The organism is Variovorax sp. RKNM96 (genome assembly GCF_017161115.1).
Classification (GTDB): Bacteria; Pseudomonadota; Gammaproteobacteria; order Burkholderiales; family Burkholderiaceae_C; genus Variovorax.
This window is the reverse complement of record NZ_CP046508.1, coordinates 6808612-6835114: the sequence shown is the minus strand read 5'-3', so window position 1 is coordinate 6835114 and position 26503 is coordinate 6808612. Positions and strand designations below refer to the sequence as shown.

Genomic DNA, 26503 nt, shown 5'->3' with positions numbered 1-26503 from the left:
CATGAAGACCATCGGCGACCAGCAGCTCTTGAAGCGCATGAACCGCAGCGTGCTGCTGCGGTTGCTGCGCGCGCAGCCGGGGCTCTCGCGTGCACGGCTGGCCACCGAGAGCGGCCTCACGAAATCCACCGTGAGCCTGCTGGTGCGCGAGCTGCTCGACGAAGGCTGGCTCAAGGAATCCGATGCGGCGGTGAACGACGGCCTCGGCCGACCGTCGACGCCGCTGCAGATCAACGTCGACGTGCGCGCGTTGATGGGCGTGGAGATCGCGGTGGAGACCGTGCGGCTCGTGTGCGTCTCGCTGCAGGGTGAGGTGCTGTACTCCAACACCCACGCGCTCACCGACGGCTCGCCCGCCGGCGTGTGCGCGCAGGTGGCGCGCATGGCCTCGGCCGCGCACAGGCAACTCGATGCGCTGGGCCTGAGCCTCTCGAGCATCGGCGTCTGCGTGCCGGGCGCGGTGGACGATTGCACCGGTGTCGTCCGCTTCGCGCCCAACCTCGGCTGGCGCAACGTGAGCCTCTTGCCCGCGCTCGAGACATCGTTCGCCGCTGTGGGTCTGCCCCACGTCACGGTGCAGCTGCAGAACGATGCCGATGCGGCCGTGCTCGGCGAATACGAATTCGCCGCGGGCGAGGGCGAGGACCCGCTGATCTTCGTGAGCTGCGACGTCGGCGTGGGCGCGGGCGTGGTGCTGAACGACCGCCTCTTCACCGGCGCGCAGGGCATGGCGGGCGAGATCGGCCACACGATCCTCGAACTCGACGGTCCGCTGTGCTCGTGCGGCCGGCGCGGGTGCGCCGAGGCCTTCTTCGGCTCGCGCACGCTGGAGCGCGAGGGCGTGGACATGCCGCGCGCCGCGGCCTTCTTCGGCGTGCTGCTGCAAAACCTGTGGGTGACTTTCAATCCGCGCGCGATCGTGCTCGGCGGCAAGTCGTGCGCAGCGCATCGAGGCTTCGTGCAGGCCGCGTTCGAGGCGGTGAAGCGCCACGCCGATGGCGCAGGCATGCCCGCGCCCGACCTGCGCACCGCGCGCTATGAAGAGCTCGCGCCCGCGGTCGGCGCCGCGGCACTGGCATTGCACGAATACTTAAGGCCGCTGCAACCCGATGCGAGAACGCGGCGCGCACGCGCCGCACAGGTTTCAGCCACGGCCTGAGCCATCGGCCTACGCGCGGCGCGCGATCGATGCCCTAACGTTCGAGGATTCCGTCTTTCGGGAGTCCAGGCCATGACGCGTTCCTCCGCCCAGTTCACCCAGCCCGCCGGGTCATCGTCGCCCTCCACCCTGCTTGTCGTGGTCGCCGTAGTCATCGGTCTCGCGGGCCTTGCGCTCGCGGTCGCGGGCGCATGGCTCATCGCGCTCGGCGGCTCGTGGTACTACCTCGTCGCGGGGCTCGGGCTCATCGCCTCGGCCTTGCTGCTCCAGCGTGGTGGCGGCATCGGGTTGCTGTTGTATGCGGCGGTGGTCTTGCTCACGCTGGTGTGGGCGTTGTGGGAAGTGGGCTTCGACTGGTGGCCGCTGGCCGCGCGCGGCGACGTGTTCTTCGTGGTCGGCCTGTTTCTCCTCACGCCCTGGGTGGCGCGTGCACTCGCGCAACGCGATGCAACGGGCATCGGCCGCACACGCGCCGCGCTCGGCGTGGTGCTCGCAGCCTTCCTGCTGGCGGCGGTGTTCTCGTGGACGCGCGAGCCCGGGCGCATCGAAGGCATCGCGCCGCTGCCCGACGCATCGGGCAACGCAACGGCCGCCGCCACCGCCACCGCACTCTCCAGTCCGCCCGCGCCGAAGGACGACTGGACCGCCTACGGCGGCACCGGCTTCGGCCAGCGTTACTCCGCGCTCGACCAGATCACGCCGGCCAACGTCGCGCAGCTCGAAGAGGCCTGGCACTTCCGCACCGGCGACGTGCGCGGTCAGCCCGGCGATCCGGAAGAGACGACCTTCGAAGTCACGCCGCTGAAGATTGGCGAGCGCCTCTTCCTCTGCACGCCGCACCAGGCGGTGGTGGCACTCAACGCGACCACGGGCGAGCAGCTCTGGCGCTACACGCCCGAGATCAAGCGCCCGCTCGCGCTGCAGCACCTGACCTGCCGGGGCCTGTCTTACTACGCGGGCAGCGCGGCGCAACCCGCCGCCGCATCGGCGCCATCCCCTTCACCTTCGGCACCAGCCGGCGACTGCGACGCGAAGCTTTTCATGCCCACCGCCGACGGTCGCGTCCTCGCGCTCAACCCCGAGAACGGCAAGCCTTGCCTGGCCTTCGGCGGCGGCAGCGGGCAGATCGATCTCTGGAAGAACATGCCCAACGTGAGCCTGGGCGCGTACTACTCGACCTCGCCCGTCGTCGTGACGCGCTCGCTCATCGTGGTGGGCGGCACGGTGCTCGACAACGTCTCGACCAAGGAAACCTCGGGCGTGATCCGCGCCTTCGACGTGAACACCGGCGCGCTGGTGTGGAACTGGGATTCGGGCAACCCCGAAGAAACCGCGCCCATCGCGGCCGACCGCACCTACACCGTCAACTCGCCCAACAGCTGGTCGATCTCCAGCGTGGACGAAGCGCTGGGGCTGGTCTACGTGCCCACCGGCAACCAGCCGCCGGACCAATGGGGCGGCAAGCGCACCGAGGGCGCGGAGCGGTATTCGTCGTCGGTGGTGGCGCTCGACCTGGCGAGCGGGCGCGTGCGCTGGAGTTTCCAGACGGTGCACCACGACCTCTGGGACTACGACGTGCCCGCGCAGCCGAGCCTCATCGACCTGCGCGTGGGCAGCGAGACCATCCCGGCGCTGGTGCAGCCGACCAAGCAGGGCGAGCTCTTCGTGCTCGACCGGCGCAACGGCAAGCCGATCGTGCCGGTGAACGAGCGGCCCGCGCCGCAGGGCGCGGCCACGGGCGACCGCACCGCGCCGACGCAGCCGGTGTCGGGGCTCTCGTTCGATCCGCCCGCGCTCACGCCGGCCAACATGTGGGGCGCGACGGTGTTCGACCAGCTCGCCTGCCGCATCGCGTTTCACCGGCTGCGTTATGAGGGCCGCTTCACGCCGCCGTCGACACAGGGCTCGCTGATCTATCCGGGCAACTTCGGCGTCTTCAACTGGGGCAGCATCGCGGTCGATCCGCAGCGGCAGATCGCCTTCACCACGCCGGCGTCGCTGGCCTTCGTCTCGCGGCTGGTGCCGCGTGCGGACGACACCACGCGCTATGTGCAGGGCAAGGGGCAGCCGACCGGCAGCCTGCCGGCGCTCAACGAGAACTTCGGCGCGCCGTTCGCGATCAAGCTCAACCCGTTCACCTCGGTGCTGGGGCTGCCGTGCCAGGCGCCGCCATGGGGGCATGTGGCGGGCGCGGACCTGCGCAGCGGCAAGGTCGTCTGGATGCACAAGAACGGCACGGTGCGCGACAGCTCGCCGTTGCCGCTGCCCTTTGCGATGGGCGTGCCGAATCTCGGCGGGCCGGTGATGACTGCCGGCGGCGTGGCGTTTCTTTCGGGCACGCTCGACCAGTACGTGCGCGGGTACGACGTCGGCAATGGCAAGGAGTTGTGGCGCAGCCGCCTGCCCGCGGGCGGGCAGGCCACGCCGATGACCTATCGGGGCAGCGATGGGCGGCAGTACGTGGTGGTGGCGGCGGGCGGACATGGCTCGCTCGGAACGCGCACGGGCGACCATGTAATCGCGTACGCGCTGCCCAAGCGATAGGCGCGACCCGCGCTCGGACCGGCCTCAGTCGAGCTGCAATCCCGCCTCCTGCGCGGCCTTGGGCAGGATGGCCAGCTCGCGCTTGAGCACCTCGGCGAAAGCCTCGGGCGTGTTGCCGGTCGCCGGCGCCACGCCGCCCAGTTCATTGAGCCGTTTGCGGAAAGCCGGCTCGGCGGTGATCTTGGCGATCTTCTCGCCCAGCAGCTTGACGACCGGTGCGGGCGTCTTCGCGGGAGCGACGACGCCGAACCACACATCGAAGTCCACGCCGCCGGGCACCCCCTGCTCAGTGAGCGTCGGAACGTCGGGCCACAGCTCGGAGCGGCCGTTGCGCAACTGGCCGATGGCCTTGAGCTTGCCCGACTGGATGAAGCTGCGCACGTCGCCGGTGCCTAATAGGCCCCAGGTCACTTCGCTGGCCATCAAGGCCTGCACCAGCGGCGCGCCGCCCTTGTAGGGCACGTGCGTGAAGTTGCCGCCGGCGTTGGCGTTGAAGGCTTCCGACGCCAGGTGCGACAGCCCGCCCGCGCCGGCCGATCCGTAGGGCAGCCCACCCTTGCCGGCTTTCTTGCCCGCGGCCAGCAGCTCCTGCACGTTCTTGTAGGGTGACTTCTCGGGCACCACCAGCAGCAGCGGCGCGAGCGACACACGCGACACCGGCACGAAGTCCGAGGCCTGGAAGCCCGCCTTCTTGTAGATGACCGGGTTGATCGACAGCATGCCCGTGAGCGTCACCGCCAGGGTGTGGCCGTCGGCGGGGCTCTGCGCCACGTTGATCATCGCGATGTTCCCGCCCGCGCCGGGGCGGTTCTCGACCACGACGGTCTGCCCCAGTTCCTCCTGCAGGCGCGGGCTCAGCATGCGCGCGGCCACGTCGGTCGCGCCGCCCGGCGGATAAGGCACCACCAGGCGGATCGGCTTGGTCGGAAAGGCGCCGGCGCCGTCCTGCGCCATGGCGAAAGTGCCCAGGCCCAAGGCCAGTGTTCCTGCCGCGACGGCACGGCCGATGAGGGTGAGAGTACGCACGTTTTTGCTCCTGGTTTTTCTTGGGGGGAACGAAGAGGCCGGGCTCAGCGGCCGCCGCCGGTCTCGTAGCGGGCCTGCCGTTCTTCGAGCGCGTGCCAGCCGATGAGGTCCTTGAAGTCGGCCATCGGCGTCTGCGCGAAAGGCAGGCCGGAGAAATCGCCCGAGCGGCGGCGCGCCAGCTCGCGCAGGTTCGCCTGCACCGTGTGCACGGTGGTCAGCAGGCCCGCGATCGGATAGCTCGCGATCGCCGTCACGCTCTCGATCTGCTCGCGGGTCAGCGCGGTCATCCAGGTGCCGGCCATCAGCATCAGCGACAGCCGTCGGCCGCAGGTTTCGCGCAGCTGCACGAGTTGCTCGTAGCTGCCGAAGGTGCGCGAGATCGGCTGGATCAGGTCGGCCCCCGCTTCGGCGTAGCGGGCGGCGCGCTCCAGCGCTTCGGCGGGGTCCTGGGCATCGGTGCGCGCGACGATCACGAGGTCGGGGTCGGTGCGCGCGTCGAGCGCGGCCTTGATGCGCGCGATCGCGTCGTCCATCGACACCAGCGTGGACGTCGGCGCGGCGGCGGGGCAGCGCTTGGGGCTAACCTGGTCTTCCAGCTGCAGCGCCGCAGCGCCGGCTTTCTCGAACTCGCGCACGGCCCGACCCACGTTGAGCACGCTGCCGTAGCCCGTGTCCGCGTCCACGAAGATCGGCTTGCGCACGACGTTGGCCATGCGGTTCACGGTGGCGACGTTCTCGCTGAGCGTGTACAGCTCCATGTCGGGCTGGCCCAGCAGCGCGGCGGAAATGCCGAAGCCCGTGCTGAAGATGCCGTCGAAGTCCGACTGGTCCACCAGCAGTGCCGACAGCGCGTCTTGCGCGCCGCCGCACCAGAGGGTCGGGCCGTGGGTGATGCGCTGGCGCAGCGCCTGGCGAGATGAGGTCATCGTTTGTCTCCTGAAAAAATTGCGCTGCGGCCCGGCATGGGCGCTGCGCCATGGGCTTGCAGAAAAGGTCAGGCCGTGCGGCGTTTCAGATAGGGAATGAGCCCGCCCGCATCCAGCATGCCGCGCTCGGAATCGGAGAAGGGCTGCAGCATCAGGGTCTGGCCCGAGCGCAGGTTCTTCATTTCACGCGTGCCCCAGTCGACCGTGAGCTCGTCGCCGCGCGCCGTTGCTGCGCGGATGCCCGGGCAGCTGATGAGCGGAAAGCCCATGCTCGTCTCGCCGCGGAAAAAACCGGGCGAGAACGATTCGGCGATCACCGCGGCGATGCCCAGGTGCCGCATCGCGCGCATGGCCGGATAGTGCGGGTGGCCGTAGCCGAAGTTGTGGCCGCCGATCAGCAGGTCGCCCTGGCCGACGGTGGCCGCGAAGCCCGGGGTGTAGTCGGCCATGGCCAGCGCGGCCAGTTCCTTCACGTCGGTGATCTTGATGTTGCGCACGCCGACGATGAGGTCGATGTCGTAGTCGTCTTCCTCGAAGACCCAGGCCGCGCGGCCGCGCAGGTTCGCCAGGCTCATGCGAGCGCTCCCGCGGCCTGCGCCAGATAAGGACGCGGGTCGGCGATGCGGCCTTCCAGCGCGGAGGCCGCCACCACCGCCGCATTGCAGATGTAGATCTCCGAATCCACGCTGCCCATGCGCCCCGGCGTGTTCAACGTGCCGGTGGACACGGCGCGCTGGCCGTCGGTCATGGTGGCGATGCGCCCGAAGCAATAGTCGCAGCTGGGCGAACTGATGAAGGCGCCCGCCTCGACCAGCACCTCGATCAGCCCTTCGCGCGCAGCGGCCGCCATGATGGCCTTGGACGTCGGCACGACGTGCAGTTGAAAGCCCGGCTGGATGTGACGGCCTCGCAGCACCTCGGCCGCGATGCGCAGATCCTCGAGCCGACCGCTCGCGCACGAGCCGAGGTAGCCGGTGTGCACCTCCACGCCGGTGAAATCCTTCAGGTCCCGCGTGTTGGCGGGGCTGGGCGGAATCACGACGATGGGCTCCAGCGTCGTGACGTCGATCGTCACCACCTGGTCGTAGTGCGCACCGGCATCGGGGTAGACGGGCGCGAGCGCGATCTTCGAGCGGCCCTGCACATAGGCGAGCGTCTTGGCATCGGGCGCGATGAGCATGGTGGTCGCGCCGAGGAACATGGCTTGGCCGCAGATGGTCTGGCGCCCTTCGATGCTCATCGCGTCGATCACCGGCCCGCACAGCTCCACCACCTTGAAGCGGCAGGAGGCCGGGCCCATCACGCGGACCATGTGGTGAAACACGTCGCGCGCCATCACGCCGGGTTGGAGTGTTCCCGTCAGTTCGACCTTCACGCTTGCCGGCACGGTCATGGTGAGCGTCTCGGTCACGAAGGACTCGAGCACGCCCTTTCGCGCACCGAAGGCGAAGGTGCCGAAGGCCCCCAGCTGGCTCACATGGCCGTCGAAGTGAACGGCGAATGCGCCCGGCGTGGCGTAGCCCAGCTCGGCCGCCACCTGGTGGCCGATGCCCTCGCGTTCGTGCACCGGCACGCCCTGTTCCTTCCCCCAGGCGCGGGTGATCTTGTGCAGTTCCTCTTCCTTGGGCGCGGTGGCGGGGACCATGTGGTCGATGAAGAGCACGAAGCGCTCGGGGCTGGACACCTTCTCGATCCCGAAGTCCTCGCGCGTTTCCTTGAAGAACACATCGGTGTAGCCGGGAAAGTCGTAGGCGATCACGAAGTCCGGCCGCGCCGTGATCTCTTCGCCGGGCACCACGCCCGGCCTGCCGGCGGCGCGGGCGAGGATCTTTTCCGTCATCGTCTGGGGCATCTTTTTTATTTCCACGATATGGCAATTCAGTGGGTTCGAGATACCTATTACATTCGAGCGAATTTCCCCGCCCTTGGGGAACAACCCCAATTACTGCCGCATTGTGGAAACTAAACGCCGAGCCGCGCCTGTCGCCCCTCTCGCCCCCGTGAAGAACGCCGCGCCTTCACCCGCACTGCCGCCCACCAGCGGCGCACGCTCGGGCACGCAGAGCATCGAGCGCGTGGTGGGCATGCTGCGCGTGGTGGCTTCGCGCGGCAGGCGCGGCATGCGCATCGCCGATGTCGTGAGCCTGAGCGGCCTGCCCATGTCCACGTGCTTTCGCATGCTGCAGCGGCTGGAGGTGGAAGGGCTGCTGGTGCGCGACCTGCTCACCCGCAAGTACCACCTGGGGCCGCTCTTGTACGAGCTGGGCATGCTGGCCCAGCCGCACTACCAGCTGAGCGAGCTGTGCGACGAGGCGCTGCGCGCCATCGCCGAGCTGACGCACGACACGGTCTATCTGAGCGAGCGGCGAGGGCCCGAATCCATCTGCACCAGCCGGGCGCTGGGCGCCTACCCGATCAAGGCGCTGACGCTGGACGTGGGCATTCGACGGCCCATGGGCGTGGGCGCCGGCGGCCTCGCGATCCTGAGCGCGCTGCCGGAGGCCGAAGCCGAGCTGATCGTCGCGGCCAACGAGGCGCGCTATGCCAAGTTCGGCGCCTTCGAGCCGGGCTTCCTGCGCGAGGCCATCGCGCAGACGCGTGCGCAGGGCTATTCGTTTCTGGACAGCGCGGCCACGCCCGGCGCGGCCGCCATCGGCGTGGCCTTTCCGCCCGACAACCCGATCGCGGCAGTGAGCGTGGCGGCCATCTCCAGCCGCATGGGGCCGGCGCGGCGCGCGGAGGTGGCCAAGATCATCCACCAGCAGGTGCGTGCGATCTGCGTGCTGCTCGAAGCCAAGTCGACGGCCCCCTCATCGGGCCGCGATGGCGATTGAGCCGCCGGCCCGCGCAGGACGCTAGAGCCCCCAGCCGCGCATGCGGCGGTACAGCGTGCCGCGCGACACGTGGAGCTGGCGCGCGGCCTGCGACACGTTGCCGCCGTGCGCGGCCAGCGTTTCCTCGATCAGCTTGCGGCTGTGTTCCTGCAGCGTCTCGGCGTGTGGCGCATCGGTGGCCGCCGCGAGCGCCGGCGTGGTCGCTGCATCCACCGAATGCGCGACGGGCGCTGGCGCATGCACGCTCGGCATCGCCACTGCGTGCTGGAAGTCCACCCCGTCCGCGCGCTTGAGGTGCGCCTGCACCCACACGCCCAGGCCGCTCGCGAGCCGCAGCGGCTGCGCGGATTCACGGCGCCCCAGCCGCAGCAGGCTCGCAAGGTCGTGGCCCAGCAGGCATTCGACATCGCGCTCGCCGGCCGCTTCGGGCAAGCGCCCGAGCAACCGCGCGCCGGCGTTGTTGAGCCACGCGATCGTGCCGTCCGGTGCGATGCCGGCGAGCGCCTCGAGCGGCGTGCCCAGCAGCGTGGGGCTCGCCTGGAAACGCAGGATGAGGTGGTCGCGCGACTGCGCCTGCAGCAAGCGGTTCTCGATCGTCGTCGCATACAGCGACACCATCGATGCCGCATCGAAACCGAAGCGCCGCGCCTCCACCGTGAGGTCCAGCACGCCGGCCAGGCGTCCCGTCACATCGCGGATCGGCGCGGCTGCGCACTGCATTTCGCGCAGCACGTCGAAGTAGTGCTCGGCGCCATCGACGGTGCAGGCTTGTCCCGTGGTGGCGACGATGCCGGGCGCGGTGGTGCCCACGATGCGCTCGGAGATGTTCACGCCCACGCGCGCGGTCTTGCGCAGCACCGGCTGGTGCGCGGCGCACGGCTGCTGGGTGACATGCACCACCACGCCTTCGCGGTCGGTGAGGATCACGCGGCAGTCGGTGCCGGCGAGCGCGTGCTCCATCTGTCCGAGCTCCTGCCGCGCCACATCCAGCAGCTCGCGGTTGCGCGCGAGCGTGGCGTGCAGGCGGCTGGGCGTGACGGCATCGAAGGGCACGATGCGCTGCCGGTCGGCATGCGTGCGTGTGCAGCGCATCCACGACTGCAGCACCGCCTCGCCGATGAGGCCCGAGGGCCGCACGCCTTCCTCGAAGAACTGCCGCCGCGCGAGCGCCACGCGCTGCGCGGGCGTGTTGGCGAAGAGCTGGCGCGGTGCATCCGCAGTGCCGAGCCGGTCGAGCTTTTCGAGGGCCATGTCGTTCGATGCCTCCCAGGAATCGGGGAACCCCGTCGAATGTGTTCCGCAATGGAACAAGGCTCGATTGGGGAAATCCCGAAGGTGAAGGCGAGCGCCGCGCGAACGATCCTTGGCCCACAAGGAGACCCACGATGAAGAAAACCACCACCGGGCTGCGCCTGCTGGCCGGCGCATTGCTGTGCCTGGGCGCATCGATGGCTGCGGCCCAGAGTTCGCAGGACCGTGCCGCCGCCGCAGTCAAGAAGGTCGACGGCAACTTCGTGCGCGCCAACGCGGCGCAGAAGACACCCGACTGGCCCAGCGTGGGCCTCGACTACGCCGAGTCGCGCTTCAGCAAGCTCGACCAGGTGAACGCGGGCAACGTGAAAGAGCTCGGGCTGGTCTGGTCGTACAACCTCGAGTCGACGCGCGGGGTGGAATCCACGCCGCTGGTGGTGGACGGCATCATGTACGTCACCGCGTCGTGGAGCGTGGTGCATGCGATCGACACGCGCACCGGGCAGAAGCTCTGGACCTTTGATCCGCAGGTCGATAAGTCCAAAGGCTTCAGGGGCTGCTGCGACGTGGTGAACCGCGGCGTGGCGCTGTACGAAGGCCGCGTCTACGTCGCCGCCTACGACGGCCGGCTCATCGCGCTCGATGCGGCCACAGGCCAGAAGGTGTGGGAGAAGAACACCATCGACGGCCAGAAGGGCAGCTACACCATCACCGGCGCGCCGCGCGTCTTCAAGGGCAAGGTCATCATCGGCAATGGCGGCGCCGAGTACGGCGTGCGCGGCTACGTCACCGCCTACGACGCGAAGACCGGCGACCAGAAGTGGCGCTGGTTCGTGGTGCCGGGCGATCCGTCCAAGCCCTTCGAGGACGAGTCGATGGCGCGCGCCGCCAAGACCTGGGACCCGAGCGGCAAGTACTGGGAAGCCGGCGGCGGCGGCACCGCGTGGGACAGCTTCGCCTTCGACCCCGAGCTCAACCTGATGTACGTGGGCACCGGCAACGGCTCGCCCTGGGCGCACAAGGCGCGCAGCCCCAAGGGCGGCGACAACCTCTACCTCGGCTCGGTGGTAGCGCTCAACCCCGACACCGGCAAGTACGTGTGGCACTATCAGGAAACGCCCGGCGACAACTGGGACTACACCTCCACGCAGTCGATGATCCTGGCCAACGTCACGCTCGGCGGCAAGGCGCGCAAGGTGCTGCTGCATGCGCCCAAGAACGGCTTCTTCTTCGTCATCGACCGCACCAACGGCAAGTTCATCTCGGCGAAGAATTTCGTCGAGGTGAACTGGGCCACGGGCTACGACAAGAACGGCCGTCCGATCGAGATCGCCGCCGCGCGGCAGAACGAGAAGCCTGGCGACAGCATCCCCGGCCCCTTCGGCGCGCACAACTGGCACCCGATGTCGTTCAACCCGCAGACGGGCTATGCGTACCTGCCGGCGCAGCACGTGCCGATCAACCTGATGGACGACAAGGACTGGAAGTTCGACCAGAACGCACCGGGTCGCCCGCATGCGGCGTTGGGCTGGAACACGGGCAAGTTCGCCAACGTGGAGCCGCCCACCAGCAAGCCGTTCGGCCGCCTCGTCGCGTGGGACCCGGTGGCGCAGAAGGAAGCCTGGGGCGTCGACTACGCCTCGCCATGGAACGGCGGCACGCTCACCACCGCGGGCAACCTCGTGTTCCAGGGCACGGCCGACGGGCGCCTGCTGGCCTACAACGCGAAGACCGGCGAGAAGCTGTGGGAAACGCCCACCGGCACCGGCGTGGTCGCGGCGCCATCGACCTACATGGTCGATGGCAAGCAGTACGTGTCGGTCGCGGTGGGCTGGGGCGGCGTGTACGGCCTCGCGCAGCGCGCCACCGAGAAGCAGGGGCCGGGCACGGTCTACACCTTCGCGGTCGGCGGCACCGCCAAGATGCCGGACTTCGTGCAGTACCGCATGAGCAAGCTGGTGCAGGGCGTGAAGTACGACCCCGCCAAGGTGCAGGCCGGCACGATGCTCTACGTGAGCAACTGCGTGTTCTGCCACGGCGTGCCGGGCGTGGACCGCGGCGGCAACATCCCCAACCTCGGCTACCTGGACTCGGCCTACATCGAGAACCTGGACAAGTTCATCCTCAAGGGCCCGGCCATGGCACGCGGCATGCCCGACTTCACCGGCAAGCTCTCGGGCGAGGACATCGAGAGCATCAAGGCCTTCATCCAGGGAACGGCGGACGCGATCCGGCCGAAGTAGACCGCGCCTGAGCTAGCGGCCGCCGTACCAGTACGGGGTGCTGGCGGCCCAGGTCGAGTTCGGGTAGTTCGCATGCAGGGCCTGGAGGCCCTTGCGCGACCAGTCGCCCACCGCCTTGTCCTGGCAGGTGTAGCGCGCCATCTTCACGGCCACCGAGAGCGCCTGCGGCACCAGCGGGTCGGCGCGGTCGCGCTGCATCAGCGCCAGGCTTTCCTGCGTGAAGTAGATCGAGTCCTGCGGGATCGCGCGCAGCTTCGCGACCAGCGCGGCCTGCTGGGTGCGCTCCTCCTGCGGCACGAATGCGGGCATCTCGAAATCGGCCGGGCTCGGGGCCTTGAGCCCTGAAGTCGGCACCCCGAGCGAGGTGCACCACTTGCCGTAGCTGCCGACGGCCGCGTTGGGGTCGTAGTTCGACGGGACCCAGGGCATGAGCGGCGTGGGTCGGACGTACCAGCTGCTGTCGGGCCAGTGCGGCGGCTGCAGCGTCTCGGTGGCGCTGGCCATGCGCTCGAGCAGCAGGCGATGCCAGGCGGCGGTGTCGGTCGTGGCCAGCGTGAGCGAACGGCGGATGCCGGCGATGGCGTCGGCGCCCTTGGCCGGTGCCTTCTGCGTCGAGGCGATGCGCAACTCGGCCGCGCGCTGCGCCGTGGCGTAGTCCTCCACCAGCACGGCGCGGGTCCATGCGGTCTCCAGCAGCGTGTCGCGCAGCGCGGGCGAGAGGGCCGGGTCGATCGCGAGCCGCAACCACATCGCGAGCGGTGCGCGCGTGTTCAGGAAGCGCACCACGTCGTCGTCGAAGGCGCTGGCCAGCGGTACTGCACTGGACCTGGCCTCTTGCGCCTCGGGGTCGCGGCGCGCCACCACGGGGCGGATCGCCAGGCGGCGCCATTCCTCTTCCGACGCGGCCGTGGGCAGCAGCAGCGCCTTCACGAAGTTCTGGCCCGAGGGGCTGCGAGCGATCAGCGGCGAATCGGCCGCGCCCGCGACGAGCTCGCGCGCTTCCTTGAAGCGGCCTTGCGCGAACAGGCGCTGCGCGCGCAACTGGGTGGCGGCGAAGCGCGCGGGGTGGTCTTCGGGCACGGCGGCCAGCGCGGCCTGCAGCTCGGCCTCGCGCTTGTCGTCGGCCGTGCCGGCGACCGACACCAGGCTCGCGGCGGCCATGAGCCACGTGAGCTCGTGGGTGCGCTGGTAGCGGCTCCAGCTCCGGTTCTCGCGCCACTTGTCGCTCGGGTCGCGGTCGCTGTCGCGGCCGTTGAAACCGCGCACCGTGCTGAGCCACTGAACAAGGTCGGAAGGCCGTGTCGGGCCGATGTGCGCGCAGTCGGAGAAGAACCCGCAAGCGCGGAACTCGTGGTTCAGCAGCAGGAGCTTCGCGGCGGCCGCGTCGGGCGTGCCCATGGTTTTCAGGCCGTCGGCCAGGCGTTGCACCCGCGTGGCGGGTGTGAGGTAGCGGATGCGCAGCGCCTCGGCCAGCCGATGCACCGAGGGATGCAGCGCCTTCAGGCGCGGGTTCTTCAGCAGCGGCAGCGCGATGGCGTCGACCGCCTTCGTGAGCTCCGCCTGTTGCTTCAGGGCCTCGGGGCTTTCCTTGCCCGCGCCGTCGCTCTCGCCGCCCGAGGGCGATGGGTCGCTGCCCGGGTTCTGGCGCGCCAGCACGCGCAGCCGCATGTAGGCCGCGAGGTCGCGCCAGGGGCTGGCCTTGTCGGTCGCGATCTCGGCGAACGCGGTGTCGGCGCCGTCCAGGTCGCCGGTGTAGAAGCGCCACGCGGCCTGCTGGTAGGCATGGTCAGCCTGGAGCCAAACAGGCGCGCGGGGCGGCAGTGCGGGAAGCGAAGCGGGCTCCTTGTCGCAGGCGTAGAACACCACTTCCTGCGCCTGCAACCAGTGCAGCACGAGCGGGCCGGCCGTCTTGTCGCCGTTCGTGCGTGCGAGGCGTTCGGCCAGCGTCTTCGTGGCATTGCGGAAGGCGTCGCCGTAGAGGCAGGTGGGGCTCGCCTGCAGGGTGTTGGCGTTCCACTGCGGTGTGCGCCCGGAAGGCGGCGTGGTGGCCTTCGATCCCTCGGGCAGCGGTTGGCCCAGCTTCGCGTAGGCGTCGGCGCGGGCCTGCTGCCATCCGGTCCAGGCCGCGTCGGTGTCTTCCATGCCGCTGTCCTCGCGCGGCAGCTTCTCCAGCAGGTCGGAGAAGGCCCGCACCGCATCGGGCGAGAACGCCTGCCCGCGAAGGCGCCAGTACCAGAGCACCTGGTAGGGCACGAGGTAGTCGGTGTAGTAGCCCGCGGGCCGCTCGACGAATTCGCGCACCGGCTGGTCGGGCCGCGTGCTGTCGAAGAACAGATCCACGGGGTCGCCGCCGCCGCTCGCATGCGCCGCCACGGCGCCGAACGATGCGGCGATCGCGAGCAGGCGAAGGCCGGTGCGCAGAGTGCGCATTGGAGAATTCATGGATGTGCGTCCCTGTTGTCGATCTTTTCGAAGTCTTCGGTCTTCCATGCGCCCGTGTGGAACACGTAGCGCCGCTTCACGCCGCCCAGTGCGGGCCACGGCTCGCCCAGCAGCAGCCCGGCCGCATCGCGGCAGGCCGGCACGGTGGCCGCGCCCGTGGCCTGCAGCCGTTGGCGGATGCGCGCGGATTCCGCATCCATGCGGAAGTACATCGGCACCACCTCGTCGACGAGGCCGGCCGGCAGCCACGGGTCGCTCATGCACCAGGAGGCGAGTGCCGTGGCCGAGAGCCTCACGTTCGCACGCAGCGGCTGCAGGCGCTGCAGCAGCGCGACATAGGCCTCGCGCTGGCTGCGGCGCGCCTCGAAGTCCAGCTGCACCCAGCCCGAGCGGCTGTGCGCGGCGGCATGTTCCAGCGCGCGGGCAATGGCTTGCTGCTGCGTGTCGTCGACCGGCGATGGTGCGAGGTTGTCGAGCGTGACGTGCACCACCGGAATCACCGTGATGCCCGGCGCGATGCGCAGCGGCCACTGGCGCCAGGTCGTGCGGCTCTGCGTGCCGCTCAGGCGCACCGTCGCGTGCAGGTAGGCAATGCCCATGCCTTCGGGCGGCGCGGAGAAAAGCTGGGGGCGGTCCCACACCCAGAGCAGCGTGCGCGGCGGGTCGGCCTGCGGGCTGGCGATGGCTTCGTGCGCGAACAAGGCCAGCAGGGCCAGCACGAGCGAAGTGCCGCGAAGACGCATGGGGAAGAGGGGGTGGGGGAAACTCCGGCGAGCATAGCGAAAGAATGCAGGCCGGCCGCGCAGTGCCTTGCCGCTGTCGCCATGAAAAAAGCCGCCGGTCCCGAGGGCCGGCGGCTTCTTGTTTGGGAGATCGAGAAGATCAGTCGGCGTAGACGCCGGCGGCCTTGATGATCGGACCCCACTTGGCGATTTCCGCCGAGACGAACTTCTTGTGCTCGGCCGGCTCGGTGCGCTTGTCGGTGGTGATCACCGCGCCCAGCGCTTCTTCACGCTTGATGAAGCCCGGGTCCTTCATGGCGGCCTTGATGGCTTCGTTGAGCTTCTTGAGCACCGGTGCCGGCGTGCCCTTGGGGGCGTACATGCCGTGCCAGATCGACACTTCGAAGTCCTTCAGGCCCGATTCGGCCAGCGTGGGCAGGTCCTTCAGTGCCGGCGTGGTCAGGCGCTTGGCGGTGGTCACGGCATAAGCCTTGACTTTCTTGGCCTCGATCTGCGAGGTGGTGTTGGTGGTCTGGTCGCACAGGAGGTCGATCTGGCCGCCCAGCAGGTCGGCGATGGCCGGTGCGGTGCCCTTGTAGGGAACCGGCGTCATCTCGACCTTGATCGCGCTCTGGAAGAGCAGGCCGCACAGGTGCGAGGCGGCGCCCAGGCCAGCGTTGCCCAGGTTGATCTTGCCCTTGTTGGCTGCGATCCAGGTGGTCAGTTCCTTGTAGTTGTTGGCCGGCAGCGAGGGCTTGCCGATCAGCGTCATCGGCACTTCGTTGACCATGCCCAGGTATTCGAAGTCGGTCTCGACGTTGAACGGCAGCTTGCGATAGAGCGCCGGCATCGTGGACATGCCGATGTGGTTCAGGAGCAGCGTGTAGCCGTCGGGGTTGGCGCGCGCCACCTTGGCGGTGCCGATGGAGCTGCCGGCGCCGGCGGTGTTGTCCACCACGATGGTGGTGCCCAGCGTCTTCTGCATGGCTTCGGCCAGGTCGCGCGCGACGCGGTCGGTCGGGCCGCCGGCCGCGAAAGGCACCACCAGCGTGACGGTCTTGCCCGCGGGGAAATCCTGGGCGTGGGCGCCGACGGCGGCAGCGGCGATCGCCGCAAGGGCAAGCAATTTCTTCATGAAGTCTCCGGGACGGTTGAGTTTGAAATCGGCCGCGATCTTATAGGCTGACCACCGCCTGACCTATCCCGAATAGCCCTTAGGTTCGTATCTGAATCCGATCCTTCTGGGGCATGATCGGCCCTCGAAAACCGCGCCGGGGGGCGCGAGAAACAACCACAACAACGCGAGGTCCGAAGGGGCCGCATCGAGGAGGAAATTCCAATATGGATCCACTGGTCTACCCGCGCGAGCGCTGGCTCGGCAACATCACGCTCGGCCTGGGCGTGCTCGTCTGGGGGCTGCTGGTGCTCGGCACCCTGGGCCTCGCGCTCGTCTACGTGCTGCTGGGCTTCATTGCCTATGTGTTCGCACAGTCGGCCGTCATCGCCTGGATCAAGGGCACGGCCGTGAAGCTCTCGCCCACGCAGTTGCCCGAACTGCACGCGCGCTTCAAGGCCTGCTGCGGGTACCTCGGTATCGAGAACCCGCCCGAGGCCTACCTGCTGCACGGCGACGGCATCTTCAACGCCTTTGCCACCCGCTTCTTCGGGCGCGACTTCGTCGTGCTGCTGTCCGACGTGGTCGATGCGATGGAAACCCAGCCCGACGGCATCAACTTCTACATCGGCCACGAGCTCGGCCACATCAAGCAGCGCCACCTTACGGGCCACATCTGGCGCATGCCGGTGCTCTGGCTGCCGCTCCTGGGCGCGGCCTATTCGCGTGCGCAGGAATACACCTGCGACCTGCACGGCGCCGCCTGCTGCGAGGAGCCCGACTCGGCACCCCGTGCGCTCGTGGCGCTGGCCGCCGGTGCGCAGCAGTGGCGCAACGTCGACCTGCAGCGCTACGCCGACCAGTCGGCGGGCAACAGCGGCTTCTGGGCTTCATTCCACGAGCTGATCGGTGGCTACCCCTGGCTCACCAAGCGCGTGGCGCGCACCATCGATCCGCAGGCGAAGCTGCCGGGCCGCAATCCGCTGGCCTACGTGCTTGCGATCTTCGTGCCCAACACCGGTCGCGCGGGTGGCGGCGTCCTGGCGTTGATGGTCGTGGTCGCGATCATCGGCATCCTGGCGGCGGTGGCCCTTCCGGCCTACCAGGACTATCAAACGCGCGCCGTCGTCTCGCAGGCATGGTTCCAGGCTGCGCCGGTGCGCGAGACCCTCGGCACCTACTACAAGGAAAAGCAGGAGATTCCCGACTCCCTCGAGGCGGCCGGTGCGCCGGAAACCCTGCCCGACGGTTCGGCCCTGAAGCTCGACCCCGACACGATGGTGCTCGAGGTGAAGACCTCCAAGGGCACGCTGCAGATGGAGCCCTCGGCCGTCGACGACGGCGTCGAATGGCACTGCACGGCCGGCGATGGCCTGCCTGCCAAGGCGCTGCCGGTTGCCTGCCGGAAGTAATTGACCGACCCGCGCGCTAGGTACGCAAGTACAGGTGCGCGGTAAAGCGTCGTAAGAGAAGGTTGCCGCCCGTTGAACTGTCCGACAGGCGGACCCGACGCACGCCGATGCGTGGGACATGCGAGCGCCCTAGGGTGAAGTTTCATTGACCCCGAAACCCACTCACCCCACTCACAAGGAGCACATCCCCATGCCCACCATCACCACCTCGTCCCTCGACGGAATGAAGGTCGCCATCCTCGTTGCGGACGGCTTCGAGCAGGTCGAGATGACCGAGCCGCGCCAGGCGCTCGACCATGCCGGGGCGCACACGCAGATCGTCTCTCCCATGGACGGCAGCGTGCGCGGCTGGCGTCACCACGACCCGGCCGATGCCTTCGAGGTCGACGTGCCGCTCAAGGGAGCGAAGGCCGAAGATTTCGACGCGCTGCTGCTGCCGGGCGGCGTCGTCAACCCCGACACCTTGCGCATCGACGCAAAGGCCGTGGCCTTCGTGCGCGCCTTCGTGGAGGCGGGCAAGCCCATCGCCGCGATCTGCCACGGCCCGTGGACGCTGATCGATGCCGGTGGCGTCAAGGGCAGGAAGATGACCTCGTGGCCGTCGCTGCGCGCGGACCTGCGCAATGCGGGTGCGAAGTGGAGCGATGCCGAAGTGGTGGTCGACCGCGAGCTCGTCACGAGCCGCAGGCCCGACGACCTGCCGGCCTTCAATCGGGAGATGACGAAGATGTTCGAGTTGGCGTACGAGGCCGCCCTGCACTGAGCGCCGCGCTCAGCGCGCGATGTCGGGCCCCGTGTAGCGGGCGCGCGGCCTGATCAACTGCCCCTTCGCCTGCTGCTCGAGCACATGCGCAGTCCAGCCGACGGTGCGTGCCAGCGCGAACAGCATCAGCGGCGCATCTGCCGGCAGCTTGTGCACTGTCGCCATGGCCGCCAGTGCGAAGTCGATGTTCGCCGCCTCGCCCAACAGCTTCTCGCCGGTGGCGCGCAGCGAGGCGAAGGCCGCCGGCAGTTCGATGACCTGGAGCAACGCGGTGCAGCGCGCATCGCCCGCCGGATAGAGCGGATGCCCGAAGGCCGCGAGCGGCCGGTCGTGCGCCAGCCATTCGCGCACCGCGGCTTCGCTGCCGAGCGCGGTGACGCTGCGCATCAAGGCCTGCACGGCCGCCGCCGCACCGCCGTGCAAAGGCCCGGTCAGCGTGGAGAGGCCGGTGAGCAGGCAGGCCGCAAGCGATGCGCCCGTGGAGGCGGTCACGCGCGCCGCGAAGGTCGATGCGTTGAGTTCGTGGTCGGCCATCAGCACGAGCGCGCGGCGCAGCACGTCGGCCGCGCGCGGACGGCGCCATGCGGCGGCAAGCCGTGTGTGCAGGTGCGTCGCTTGCGCGGTCGATGGGCCGAGCAGCGCATCGGCGAGCGTGCCGATCACGTCGGCTGCTTCGGCTTGCAGCACGCTGCGCGAGCGGCCGCGCGAAGGCGGATCGGTGGCGGCGCGTGCAGCGAGTGCGAGCAAGCCTGCCTGCAATGGCGTTGCGGCCTTGGCATGCACAGGCCCGGAACCCGCGGCCACGAAGCGCGGTGGCGCGCTCTCCCACAACAGCCCCGCGACATCTTCGAGCGTTGCGTGTTCGGCGAGCTCGCAAGCGTCTTGCCCGCGATACCAGAGCCGCCCCTCGGCCACTGTCGACACCGCGGAGGGAAGCACCGGCTCGCCCCACTGGATGGCCTCGCTCGCCACCGTCTCGCTGCTGCGCCGACCGCGCGTGCGCGCCGCGATGCGCTGCACGTCGTCGCGGTGATAGAGGCTGCGGCGCGGGTCCGCCGAGTCGGGCTTGGCGCGGATGCGACCGCGGCTCACGCTCGCGTAGAGCGTTTGCGGGCGCACCTGCATCAGTTCTAGCGCTTCGGTGGCGGGGAGCCAGAGGGGGGCCTTGGTCATGTTGATGGAATGGATCAAGATTGACGTCAATATTAGCGCCGACAGAATCAATGTCATCGTGACAACCAGGAGTACGAAACGATGAACAACGACGATGGGCTCGAAGGTGTGGTGGCCGCGCACACGGTGCTGTCCGAGGTGGACGGCGGCGCCGGCCGGCTGGTGATCCGCGGCCACCAGCTTGATGAGATCGCGCAGCGCTGGCGCTATGAGGATGTGGTGGCACTGCTGTTCCAGGGCTTCTTCGACACCGTGCCTCATGCAGAGGCTTTGCGCAGTGCGCTCGGCCGCGCGCGCCGCGAAGCTTTCGAGCGCCTGCAGCCCAACGACGATGCGGTGCTGCGCAAGATGCCGCCCATCGAAGCGGTGCGCGCGCTGCTCGCGCGGCTGCCCGACGGCGACGGCCTCGCCACGGCGCTACGACTGGTCGCGGCGCCCGCGGTCTACACGGCGGCCGTGATGCGCTGGCGGCTGGGCGTGCAGGCCCTCGCGCCCGACGAATCGCTGCCGTACGCCGTCGACATGCTGCGCATGCTCCACGGCCGCACGCCCACGGCAGCGCAGGCCGCGGCGCTCGACACCTACCTCGTCACCGTGTGCGACCACGGCCTCAACGCCTCGACCTTCGCGGCGCGCGTGGTGGCATCGACGGGCGCGGGCCTGGCATCGGCCGTGCTCGCCGGCATCAGCGCGCTCAAGGGCCCGCTGCACGGCGGCGCGCCCGGCCCGGTGCTCGATGCGCTCGATGCCATCGGCACGGCCGCCAACGCGCGCCGGTGGCTCGAAGGCGCGGTGGCCAGCGGACAGCGCCTGATGGGCTTCGGCCATCGCATCTACCGCGTGCGCGATCCGCGCGCCGATGCGCTCAAGGGCGCGCTGCGCCGGTTGAGCGGCGAGGGCAGCGTCAACGCCGCGCGCTTCGAACTGGCCGAAGCGGCGGAGCAGGCCGCGCTCGCGATCCTGCGCGAGAAGAAGCCCGACCGCGCGCTGGAAACCAACGTCGAGTTCTACACCGCGCTGCTGCTCGAAGCGCTGGGCTTCGGCCGCGAGAGCTTCACCTGCGTGTTCGCGGCCGGCCGCGTGAGCGGATGGGTGGCGCATGCGCGCGAGCAGGTGAAGAAGGGGCGGCTCATTCGTCCGCAGTCCGTGTACGTCGGGCCCGCGCCCGAAGAGGCCGAGGCTGCGCTCGCGCACTGAGACGGCTTTTCGCGCGCCCGTCGCAATCCGATACCCTCGCCTTTTCTCGCGCACCGCGGCCCTCGCCGGTCGCATCGCGTGCCATGTAAGGCGAAGGTATCCCGAATGACGACATCCTCCCTCGAGCGCGTGCAGCGCCTGCCCAGAGACCTCGCGCTGATCGCGCTGGCCATCCAGGCCGGTGTCGCCGTGGCCGGCATCGGCGCGCAGCTGATCTGGTCGCCTTATGCCGAAGACATGCGCCGGCTCTACACCACGGCGCAAGCCCTGGTGCCGATGCTGTCCTCGGCCGTGGTGAACTGGGCGCTCGCTGCCCTGCTGGCCTGGTGCTTCGCACGCCATGCACTCGATCGCCATGGCCCCGCCAGGCTGGCGCGTCCCGCCGGCGCCCGCGGCATCTTCGGGGTCGTCTTCTTGCTGCTGGTGCTTGTGCAGGGCTATGTCCTGGCACCACTGATCCACCAGGTGGCGCTGTCCTATATCCGGAACACCGCGAGTTCGATGGCCGCGGCGGGCTTTGTCTTCGCCCTGAGTTCGGTGTTGCAGTTGGTGCTGGTGGGCCTGATCGCGTGGTTCGCCTGCTGGCTGGCGCTGCGGCGCCAATCCGGCGGCGATGTGGCCGCCTCGGCGCCCGTGGCTTCTTTCCCGTCGTCTCCGCGCGTCGCGATCGCCTGGGTCGTCGGCGTGTTCTTCGTGTGCCTGCAGATGGTGATGAGCAGCCTGTTCCAAGGCTGGATCGGCGCGCAGCAGGACGCGGGCGTCGGCCCGCTCGTGCTGGGTTGGATCGTCGCGCCGCTGGTGGTCCTCGCACTGACGTTCTGGGGCGCCTGGATGGGCGCGCATGGGGCCGCGCAGCCGCGGCCGCTGCGCGCCATCGCCGCGTCGGCGCTGGCTTTCGTGCTGCTGCAGCTGGTCTGCATCGCCATTGCGATCGCGTGGGCGCTGTGGGTCATGCGGCCCGGCTACGTGGACGACGTCGTCGGCCCGGCGGTAGGGCTGGCGGTCATCTATGTGGTCCTGATGGTGATGCTGACGCGTTCGACCGTGGACTGGCTCTATCGACGCTTCCAGGCTGCGCCCGCGCAGTGATCGGGTAGGTATTTCCATGGCGACAAACCCTTCCGGCGAGCGCGCCCGGCGCTTGCCCCGCAACTTCGCATGGCTTGCGGCAGGCCTTCATGCGGCGCTCTTCGTCGCGACCACGTTCCTGCAACTCCTGCCGCTTCTGATCGGCAGCGGGTTGCTGCGCAACCACTACGCGATGCCGAGCGTCTGGGTTCCATTGCTTTTCCACGCCGTGGCAACCGGGCTGCTGGCTGCCGCCTTGGCCTGGAGCCATGCGCGCAATGCGCTCGACGAACGGGGCGCCGCCAGCCTGGCTCGCATCCTCAATCCGGGAAGCCGCTTCGCGCTGGCGTACCTGGGGGTGCTTGTTCTGCAGGTTTTCGCGCTGAGCCCCTTGCTCTATCGATTGCAGATGCTCTTCATGCCGGACGGATCGCTGGAGGCGCTCCTGGGCACGTCCGGCGTGCGTTCCCGGATGTTGGTTGTCCAGCTGGGCCAGTCGATCGTCCATGCGGTCATGCTGGTGGGGGGCATCTGGTTCGCCGCGTGGTTCGCATTGCGCAAGGGCGGCCGCACCGTGCAGGCGAGCGAGCCGGTCGACGCTCCTGGAGACAGCGACGAGATCGCCTCGCCACGGCGCGCGATTGCCCTCGTCGGCGCGGCCGTGTTCGTGTGGCTGCAGATGTGGATCGGCAGCATCGCGCTCGGTTGGGGCGATGCGCAGGTCGGGCTGAAAGCGGCACCGATCGTGCTCGGCTGGCTGGTGATCTCGTTGCTGATCGGCGCGCTGGCGTTCTGGGGCGGCTGGCTCGGCGCTGCGTCGCAGGCCGCGCGGGCAGCGGCGCATCCGTTCCGTGCGGTGGCTGCCGCGGTGCTGGCATTCGTGCTGTTGCAGCTCACCTGTATCGGCATCGCCGTTGGCTGGATGCTGTGGATCACGCGCGACGTTGGCCTGCCTGGCGGCAGCAAGATGCTCGACTACATCGTGGCGCTGGCGGCGATCTATCTGGTGCTGCTGGTGATGCTCATGCGCGGCGTCACGCGGTGGTTCTACCGCCGCTACTTGTAGCTGCGCGCGTCCTCGATCACCTTGCCGTCGTTGGGCAGCGTGCCCGGCGCCACCAGCTCGATGGTGCCGCGCAGCTTGGTCACCTCGCGCACCGCATCGGCAATGCGTGCATCGAGCCCGGCCGGCGCGCCCGCGCATTCGAGCCTGAAGGTCATCTGGTCGTCGCCCATCTCGCCCGACACCACAAGCCGCGCGCGCACGATCTCCGGGAAGCGCCGCGCGATCTCCGCCACCTGCGACGGGTGCACGAACATGCCGCGCACCTTGGTGGTCTGGTCGGCCCGGCCGAGCCAGCCCTTGATGCGCTTGTTGGTGCGGCCCGTGGGGCAGGTGCCCGCGAGCACGGCCGAGAGGTCGCCGGTGCCGAAGCGCACCAGCGGGTAGTCGGGGTTGAAGCTGGTGACGACGATCTCGCCCACCTCGCCATCGGGCACGGGGTCGCCGGTGCCGGGGCGCACGATCTCGACCAGCACGCCCTCGTCGATCACCAGGCCTTCGCGCGCGCTGGTCTCGTAGGCGATGAGGCCGAGGTCGGCGGTGGCATAGCACTGCGTGCCCTTGACGCCATGCGCGGCGATCCAGTCGTGCAGGCTCGGCGGAAAGGCTTCGCCGGACACCAGGGCCTTGGTGAGCGAAGGCAGCTTCTGCCCCTTTTCCTCGGCCTTCTCCAGCAGGATCTTCAGGAAGCTCGGCGTGCCCGCGTAGCCCTCGGGCTTGAGGTCCACGATGGCTTCGAGCTGTTGCTCGGTCTGCCCCGTACCGCCCGCGAACACTGTGCACCCCATGGCGCGCGCGCCGCTTTCCATGATCGAGCCGGCCGGGGTCATGTGGTAGCTGAAGCTGTTGTGGATCAGCTCGCCGCTGCGAAAACCCGCCGCATGCAACGCCCGTGCGGTGCGCCAGTAGTCGCGCGCCTCGCCTTCGGGTTCGTAGATGGTGCCGGGGCTCGCGAACACGCGCGGCATGCGCGGGCCACGAACGATCGATGCGAAGCCGCCGAACGGGTCGTCGGCACGGCGCGCCTTCTGCAGCTCGAGCAATTCCGATTTGCGCGTGACCGGTAGTTTGGCGAGCGCTTCGCGCGTCGTCACGTCCGCGGGCTTCACGCCGTCGAGGATCTTCTTGAACGCAGAGGTCGCCGTCTGCGCCTGCGCGATCTGTTTCGGCAGTGCGGCCAGGAGGTCGCGCTCGCGTTCGACGGGGTCGCGGATTTCGAGCTTGTCGTAGTGGTCGGTCATGTCCGTACCCTTCATCAATCGATTCGGTCTGTGGGGATGGGTACGTCAGGCCAACCAGCGTTTGCGCCGCTTGTAGCTCTTTACATCGCGAAAGCTTTTTCGGTCCGCGCCGCCGACGCCGAGGTAGAACTCCTTCACGTCCTCGTTCTCGCGCAAGCCCTTCGCTTCGCCGTCCATCACGATGCGGCCGTTCTCCAGGATGTAGCCGTAGTCGGCGTAGCGCAGCGCCATGTTGGTGTTCTGCTCGGCCAGGAGGAAGGTCACGTGTTCCTTGGTGTTGAGGTCTTTCACGATCTCGAACACCTCCTCGACGATCTGCGGCGCAAGGCCCATCGACGGTTCATCCAGCAGCACCATCGTCGGGTTGGCCATCAGCGCGCGGCCGATGGCGCACATCTGTTGCTCACCGCCGGATGTGTAGGCCGCCTGCGAGGTGCGCCGTGTCTTCAGGCGCGGGAAATACGCATACACCTTGTCCAGCGTCTGCTGCACCGCGGCCTTGCCGTCGGTGCGCGTGTAGGCGCCGGTCATCAGGTTCTCCTCGATCGTGAGGTGGGCGAAGCAGTGGCGGCCTTCCATCACCTGGATGAGGCCGCGCTTGACCAGCTCGGCCGGCGACAGCGCCTCGATGCGGTCGCCGCGCAGCTCGATGGTGCCCTTGGTCACCGCGCCGCGCTCGCCCGCGAGCAGGTTGCTCACTGCGCGCAGCGTGGTCGTCTTGCCCGCGCCATTGCCGCCGAGCAGCGCCACGATGCCGCCTTCGGGCACGGTGAGCGACACGCCCTTGAGCACGAGGATCACGTGGTTGTAGATGACCTCGATGCCGTTGACGTTGAGAAGGATGTTGGGTTCGCTCATGGTGTGGTCCGAAGCATTCGCAAGAACAGCGCGCGGCTGCCCTTGCGAATGGCGGCTCTTGCGAGCCGCCACGGCACTCAGTGCATCAAGACTGGCAGTCGGCTGCTTCGCGGCGCGTCAGCTTCTTCTCGCCGGCGTACTTGTCGGCGGCGCCCTTCACCATCGGCTTGATGATCTGTTCATCGGCCTGGTACCACTCGGGTGCGATGTTCCACTTGGCGCCGTCCCAGGTTTCCATGCGGGCCCAGGTCGAGCCGATGTGGTCCTGGCACGAGGTGCTCACCGGGCGCATCACGCCGGCGAAGCCGAGCGCGTCGAGCTTCTTCTGGTCGAGTGCGAGGTTCTCGAGGCCCCAGCGCACCTGCTCGCCGGTCATGACCTTGCCCTTGCCGAAGCGCTCCTGTGCGCGCCGCACGGCCTCGACGCCGAGCATCGAGATGATGGCGCCGCGCGTGTAGAGCACCGAGCCCACTTCATCCTTCGGACCGGTGCCCTGACCCTTGTCGTGCACCTGCTTCAGGATGTCCTGGATCACCTTGTTGTCGGGACCCGAGCCGTTCAGCGCGAGCGCGTTGTAGCCCTTGGCGTTGGCGCCTACGTCCTTCACGTCCGGCTCGGCGCCGGCCCACCACACGCCGTACATCTTCTCGCGCGGGAAGCCGGTGGCCACCGCCTCTTTCAGCGCGGTGGAGTTCATCACGCCCCAGCCCCACAGCAGCACGAAGTCGGGCCGCTGCTGGCGCACCTGCAGCCAGGCCGATTTCTGTTCCACGCCGGGCGCGGTCACCGGAATCAGCGACAGGTCGAAGCCGTGCATCTTGGCGCGTTCCTGCAGCAGCGGGATCGGCTCCTTGCCGAACGGCGAGTCGTGATACACGAGCGCGATCTTCTTGCCCTTGAGCTTGTCGAGGCCGCCTTCTTTCTTGCCCAGGTGCTGGATCAGGATGTCGGCCGCAGTCCAGTAGCTGCCCATGAGCGGGAAGTTCCACTTGAACACGCCGCCGTCCTGCGAGGCCGCGAGACCGTAGCCAAGCGTGACGAGCGGGATCTTGTCGGTCGGCACCTTGTCGGTGAGCGCGAAGGTGATGCCGGTGGCCTGCGGGTCGAACAGTGCGACGCCCGGGCGGCCCTTCAGGCGCTCATAGCATTCCACGCCCTTGTCGGTCGCGTAGCCGGTTTCGCATTCTTCGAAAGTGATCTTCACGCCGTTGATGCCGCCTTGCGCGTTGACCAGCTTCAGGTAGTCCTGCTTGCCGTTGGCCCACGGCGTGCCGTTGGGTGCGTAGGGGCCGGTGCGATAGACCAGCAGCGGGAAGAACTGCTCCTTGGCCTGCGCGGTGGCGATCGATGGCGCGAGCAGGGCGCCGAGGGTGCTGGCCACCAGGGCGGCGGTCAGAGCGAGCGATTTCAGTTTCATGCCTGTCTCCTTTTGTGGGCACCTCGGTGCCGGGGTTTTTGCGAACGAAC

The 26503-nt window shown here is 68.9% G+C and carries 21 protein-coding genes; 9 read left to right on the top strand and 12 right to left on the bottom strand.

All coding sequences use genetic code 11. The features are described 5' to 3' along the window. Nucleotide 1 precedes the first annotated feature (1 nt). Both GNX71_RS31895 and GNX71_RS31890 read left to right on the top strand, forming a co-directional pair. On the top strand, nt 2-1159 hold the full coding sequence (locus tag GNX71_RS31895; RefSeq protein ID WP_206176105.1) for an ROK family transcriptional regulator: 1158 nt from the start codon (nt 2-4) through the stop codon (nt 1157-1159). 72 nt (nt 1160-1231) lie between these two features. Continuing rightward, the gene (locus GNX71_RS31890; protein WP_206176104.1) at nt 1232-3703 is read left to right on the top strand and encodes a membrane-bound PQQ-dependent dehydrogenase, glucose/quinate/shikimate family; all 2472 of its coding nucleotides are present in this window, start codon (nt 1232-1234) and stop codon (nt 3701-3703) included. Between the two features lie 24 nt (nt 3704-3727). On the opposite strand, the gene GNX71_RS31885 is transcribed toward GNX71_RS31890, so the two are convergent. The 4 genes from GNX71_RS31885 to GNX71_RS31870 form a co-directional block, all read right to left on the bottom strand. After that, the gene (locus GNX71_RS31885) at nt 3728-4729 is read right to left on the bottom strand and encodes a tripartite tricarboxylate transporter substrate binding protein (protein ID WP_206176103.1); all 1002 of its coding nucleotides are present in this window, start codon (nt 4727-4729) and stop codon (nt 3728-3730) included. A 44-nt stretch (nt 4730-4773) separates the two neighbouring features. Continuing rightward, nucleotides 4774-5655 (bottom strand): isocitrate lyase/PEP mutase family protein, encoded by an 882-nt coding sequence (locus GNX71_RS31880; RefSeq protein WP_206176102.1) that lies wholly within the window; start codon nt 5653-5655, stop codon nt 4774-4776. A 68-nt stretch (nt 5656-5723) separates the two neighbouring features. Then, on the bottom strand, nt 5724-6230 hold the full coding sequence (locus GNX71_RS31875; protein ID WP_206176101.1) for a 3-isopropylmalate dehydratase: 507 nt from the start codon (nt 6228-6230) through the stop codon (nt 5724-5726). Then, nucleotides 6227-7495, bottom strand: a complete 1269-nt coding sequence (locus GNX71_RS31870) for an aconitase family protein (RefSeq protein WP_241027104.1) — start codon at nt 7493-7495, stop codon at nt 6227-6229. Before GNX71_RS31870 ends, GNX71_RS31875 begins: the two co-directional genes overlap by 4 nt. Nucleotides 7496-7655: 160 nt before the next feature. Between GNX71_RS31870 and GNX71_RS31865 the strand changes: the two genes are divergently transcribed. Then, on the top strand, nt 7656-8489 hold the full coding sequence (locus tag GNX71_RS31865; protein ID WP_241027103.1) for an IclR family transcriptional regulator: 834 nt from the start codon (nt 7656-7658) through the stop codon (nt 8487-8489). 21 nt (nt 8490-8510) lie between these two features. Here the strand turns inward: GNX71_RS31865 and GNX71_RS31860 are convergent, their stop codons facing one another. Next, a complete protein-coding gene (locus tag GNX71_RS31860) occupies nt 8511-9740 on the bottom strand; it encodes a helix-turn-helix domain-containing protein (RefSeq protein ID WP_206176099.1) in 1230 nt (409 codons plus the stop codon). A gap of 134 nt (nt 9741-9874) precedes the next feature. On the opposite strand from GNX71_RS31860, the gene GNX71_RS31855 reads away from it, so the two are divergent. After that, nucleotides 9875-11983 (top strand): PQQ-dependent dehydrogenase, methanol/ethanol family, encoded by a 2109-nt coding sequence (locus GNX71_RS31855; protein WP_206176098.1) that lies wholly within the window; start codon nt 9875-9877, stop codon nt 11981-11983. Nucleotides 11984-11995: 12 nt separating this feature from the next. On the opposite strand, the gene GNX71_RS31850 is transcribed toward GNX71_RS31855, so the two are convergent. The 3 genes from GNX71_RS31850 to GNX71_RS31840 form a co-directional block, all read right to left on the bottom strand. Continuing rightward, nucleotides 11996-14413, bottom strand: coding sequence for a hypothetical protein (locus tag GNX71_RS31850; RefSeq protein ID WP_206176097.1), 2418 nt, complete (start codon nt 14411-14413; stop codon nt 11996-11998). A gap of 8 nt (nt 14414-14421) precedes the next feature. Next, nucleotides 14422-15168, bottom strand: a complete 747-nt coding sequence (locus GNX71_RS31845) for a hypothetical protein (RefSeq protein WP_206176096.1) — start codon at nt 15166-15168, stop codon at nt 14422-14424. Nucleotides 15169-15307: 139 nt separating this feature from the next. Continuing rightward, entirely contained in the window at nt 15308-16282 is a 975-nt protein-coding gene (locus GNX71_RS31840) for a tripartite tricarboxylate transporter substrate-binding protein (RefSeq protein WP_206176095.1), read from the bottom strand. Nucleotides 16283-16488: 206 nt separating this feature from the next. On the opposite strand from GNX71_RS31840, the gene GNX71_RS31835 reads away from it, so the two are divergent. Beyond that, a complete protein-coding gene (locus GNX71_RS31835) occupies nt 16489-17673 on the top strand; it encodes a M48 family metalloprotease (RefSeq protein WP_206176094.1) in 1185 nt (394 codons plus the stop codon). A 190-nt stretch (nt 17674-17863) separates the two neighbouring features. Further along, complete coding sequence (locus tag GNX71_RS31830) at nt 17864-18436, top strand: type 1 glutamine amidotransferase domain-containing protein (RefSeq protein WP_206176093.1); 573 nt, start codon at nt 17864-17866, stop codon at nt 18434-18436. Nucleotides 18437-18445: 9 nt separating this feature from the next. On the opposite strand, the gene GNX71_RS31825 is transcribed toward GNX71_RS31830, so the two are convergent. Next, a complete protein-coding gene (locus tag GNX71_RS31825) occupies nt 18446-19609 on the bottom strand; it encodes a citrate synthase (protein WP_206176092.1) in 1164 nt (387 codons plus the stop codon). 81 nt (nt 19610-19690) lie between these two features. Here GNX71_RS31825 and GNX71_RS31820 point away from each other — a divergent pair, with 81 nt between their 5' ends. The 3 genes from GNX71_RS31820 to GNX71_RS31810 all read left to right on the top strand — a co-directional run bounded on the left by GNX71_RS31820 (nt 19691) and on the right by GNX71_RS31810 (nt 22940). Next, the gene (locus GNX71_RS31820; RefSeq protein WP_206176091.1) at nt 19691-20806 is read left to right on the top strand and encodes a citrate synthase/methylcitrate synthase; all 1116 of its coding nucleotides are present in this window, start codon (nt 19691-19693) and stop codon (nt 20804-20806) included. Nucleotides 20807-20911: 105 nt separating this feature from the next. Continuing rightward, nucleotides 20912-21895, top strand: coding sequence for a hypothetical protein (locus GNX71_RS31815; RefSeq protein ID WP_206176090.1), 984 nt, complete (start codon nt 20912-20914; stop codon nt 21893-21895). A gap of 16 nt (nt 21896-21911) precedes the next feature. Next, nucleotides 21912-22940 carry a hypothetical protein gene (locus GNX71_RS31810; protein ID WP_206176089.1) on the top strand — a complete coding sequence of 343 codons (1029 nt, stop codon included), beginning with the start codon at nt 21912-21914 and terminating at the stop codon, nt 22938-22940. Here the strand turns inward: GNX71_RS31810 and GNX71_RS31805 are convergent. The 3 genes from GNX71_RS31805 to GNX71_RS31795 form a co-directional block, all read right to left on the bottom strand. Further along, nucleotides 22931-24178, bottom strand: coding sequence for an AMP-binding protein (locus GNX71_RS31805; protein ID WP_206176088.1), 1248 nt, complete (start codon nt 24176-24178; stop codon nt 22931-22933). The two genes, GNX71_RS31810 and GNX71_RS31805, sit on opposite strands and share 10 nt — an antisense overlap. 45 nt (nt 24179-24223) lie before the next feature. Further along, entirely contained in the window at nt 24224-25036 is an 813-nt protein-coding gene (locus GNX71_RS31800) for an ABC transporter ATP-binding protein (RefSeq protein ID WP_206176087.1), read from the bottom strand. 85 nt (nt 25037-25121) lie between these two features. After that, nucleotides 25122-26453, bottom strand: coding sequence for an ABC transporter substrate-binding protein (locus GNX71_RS31795; RefSeq protein ID WP_206176086.1), 1332 nt, complete (start codon nt 26451-26453; stop codon nt 25122-25124). Between the last annotated feature and the right edge of the window lie 50 nt (nt 26454-26503).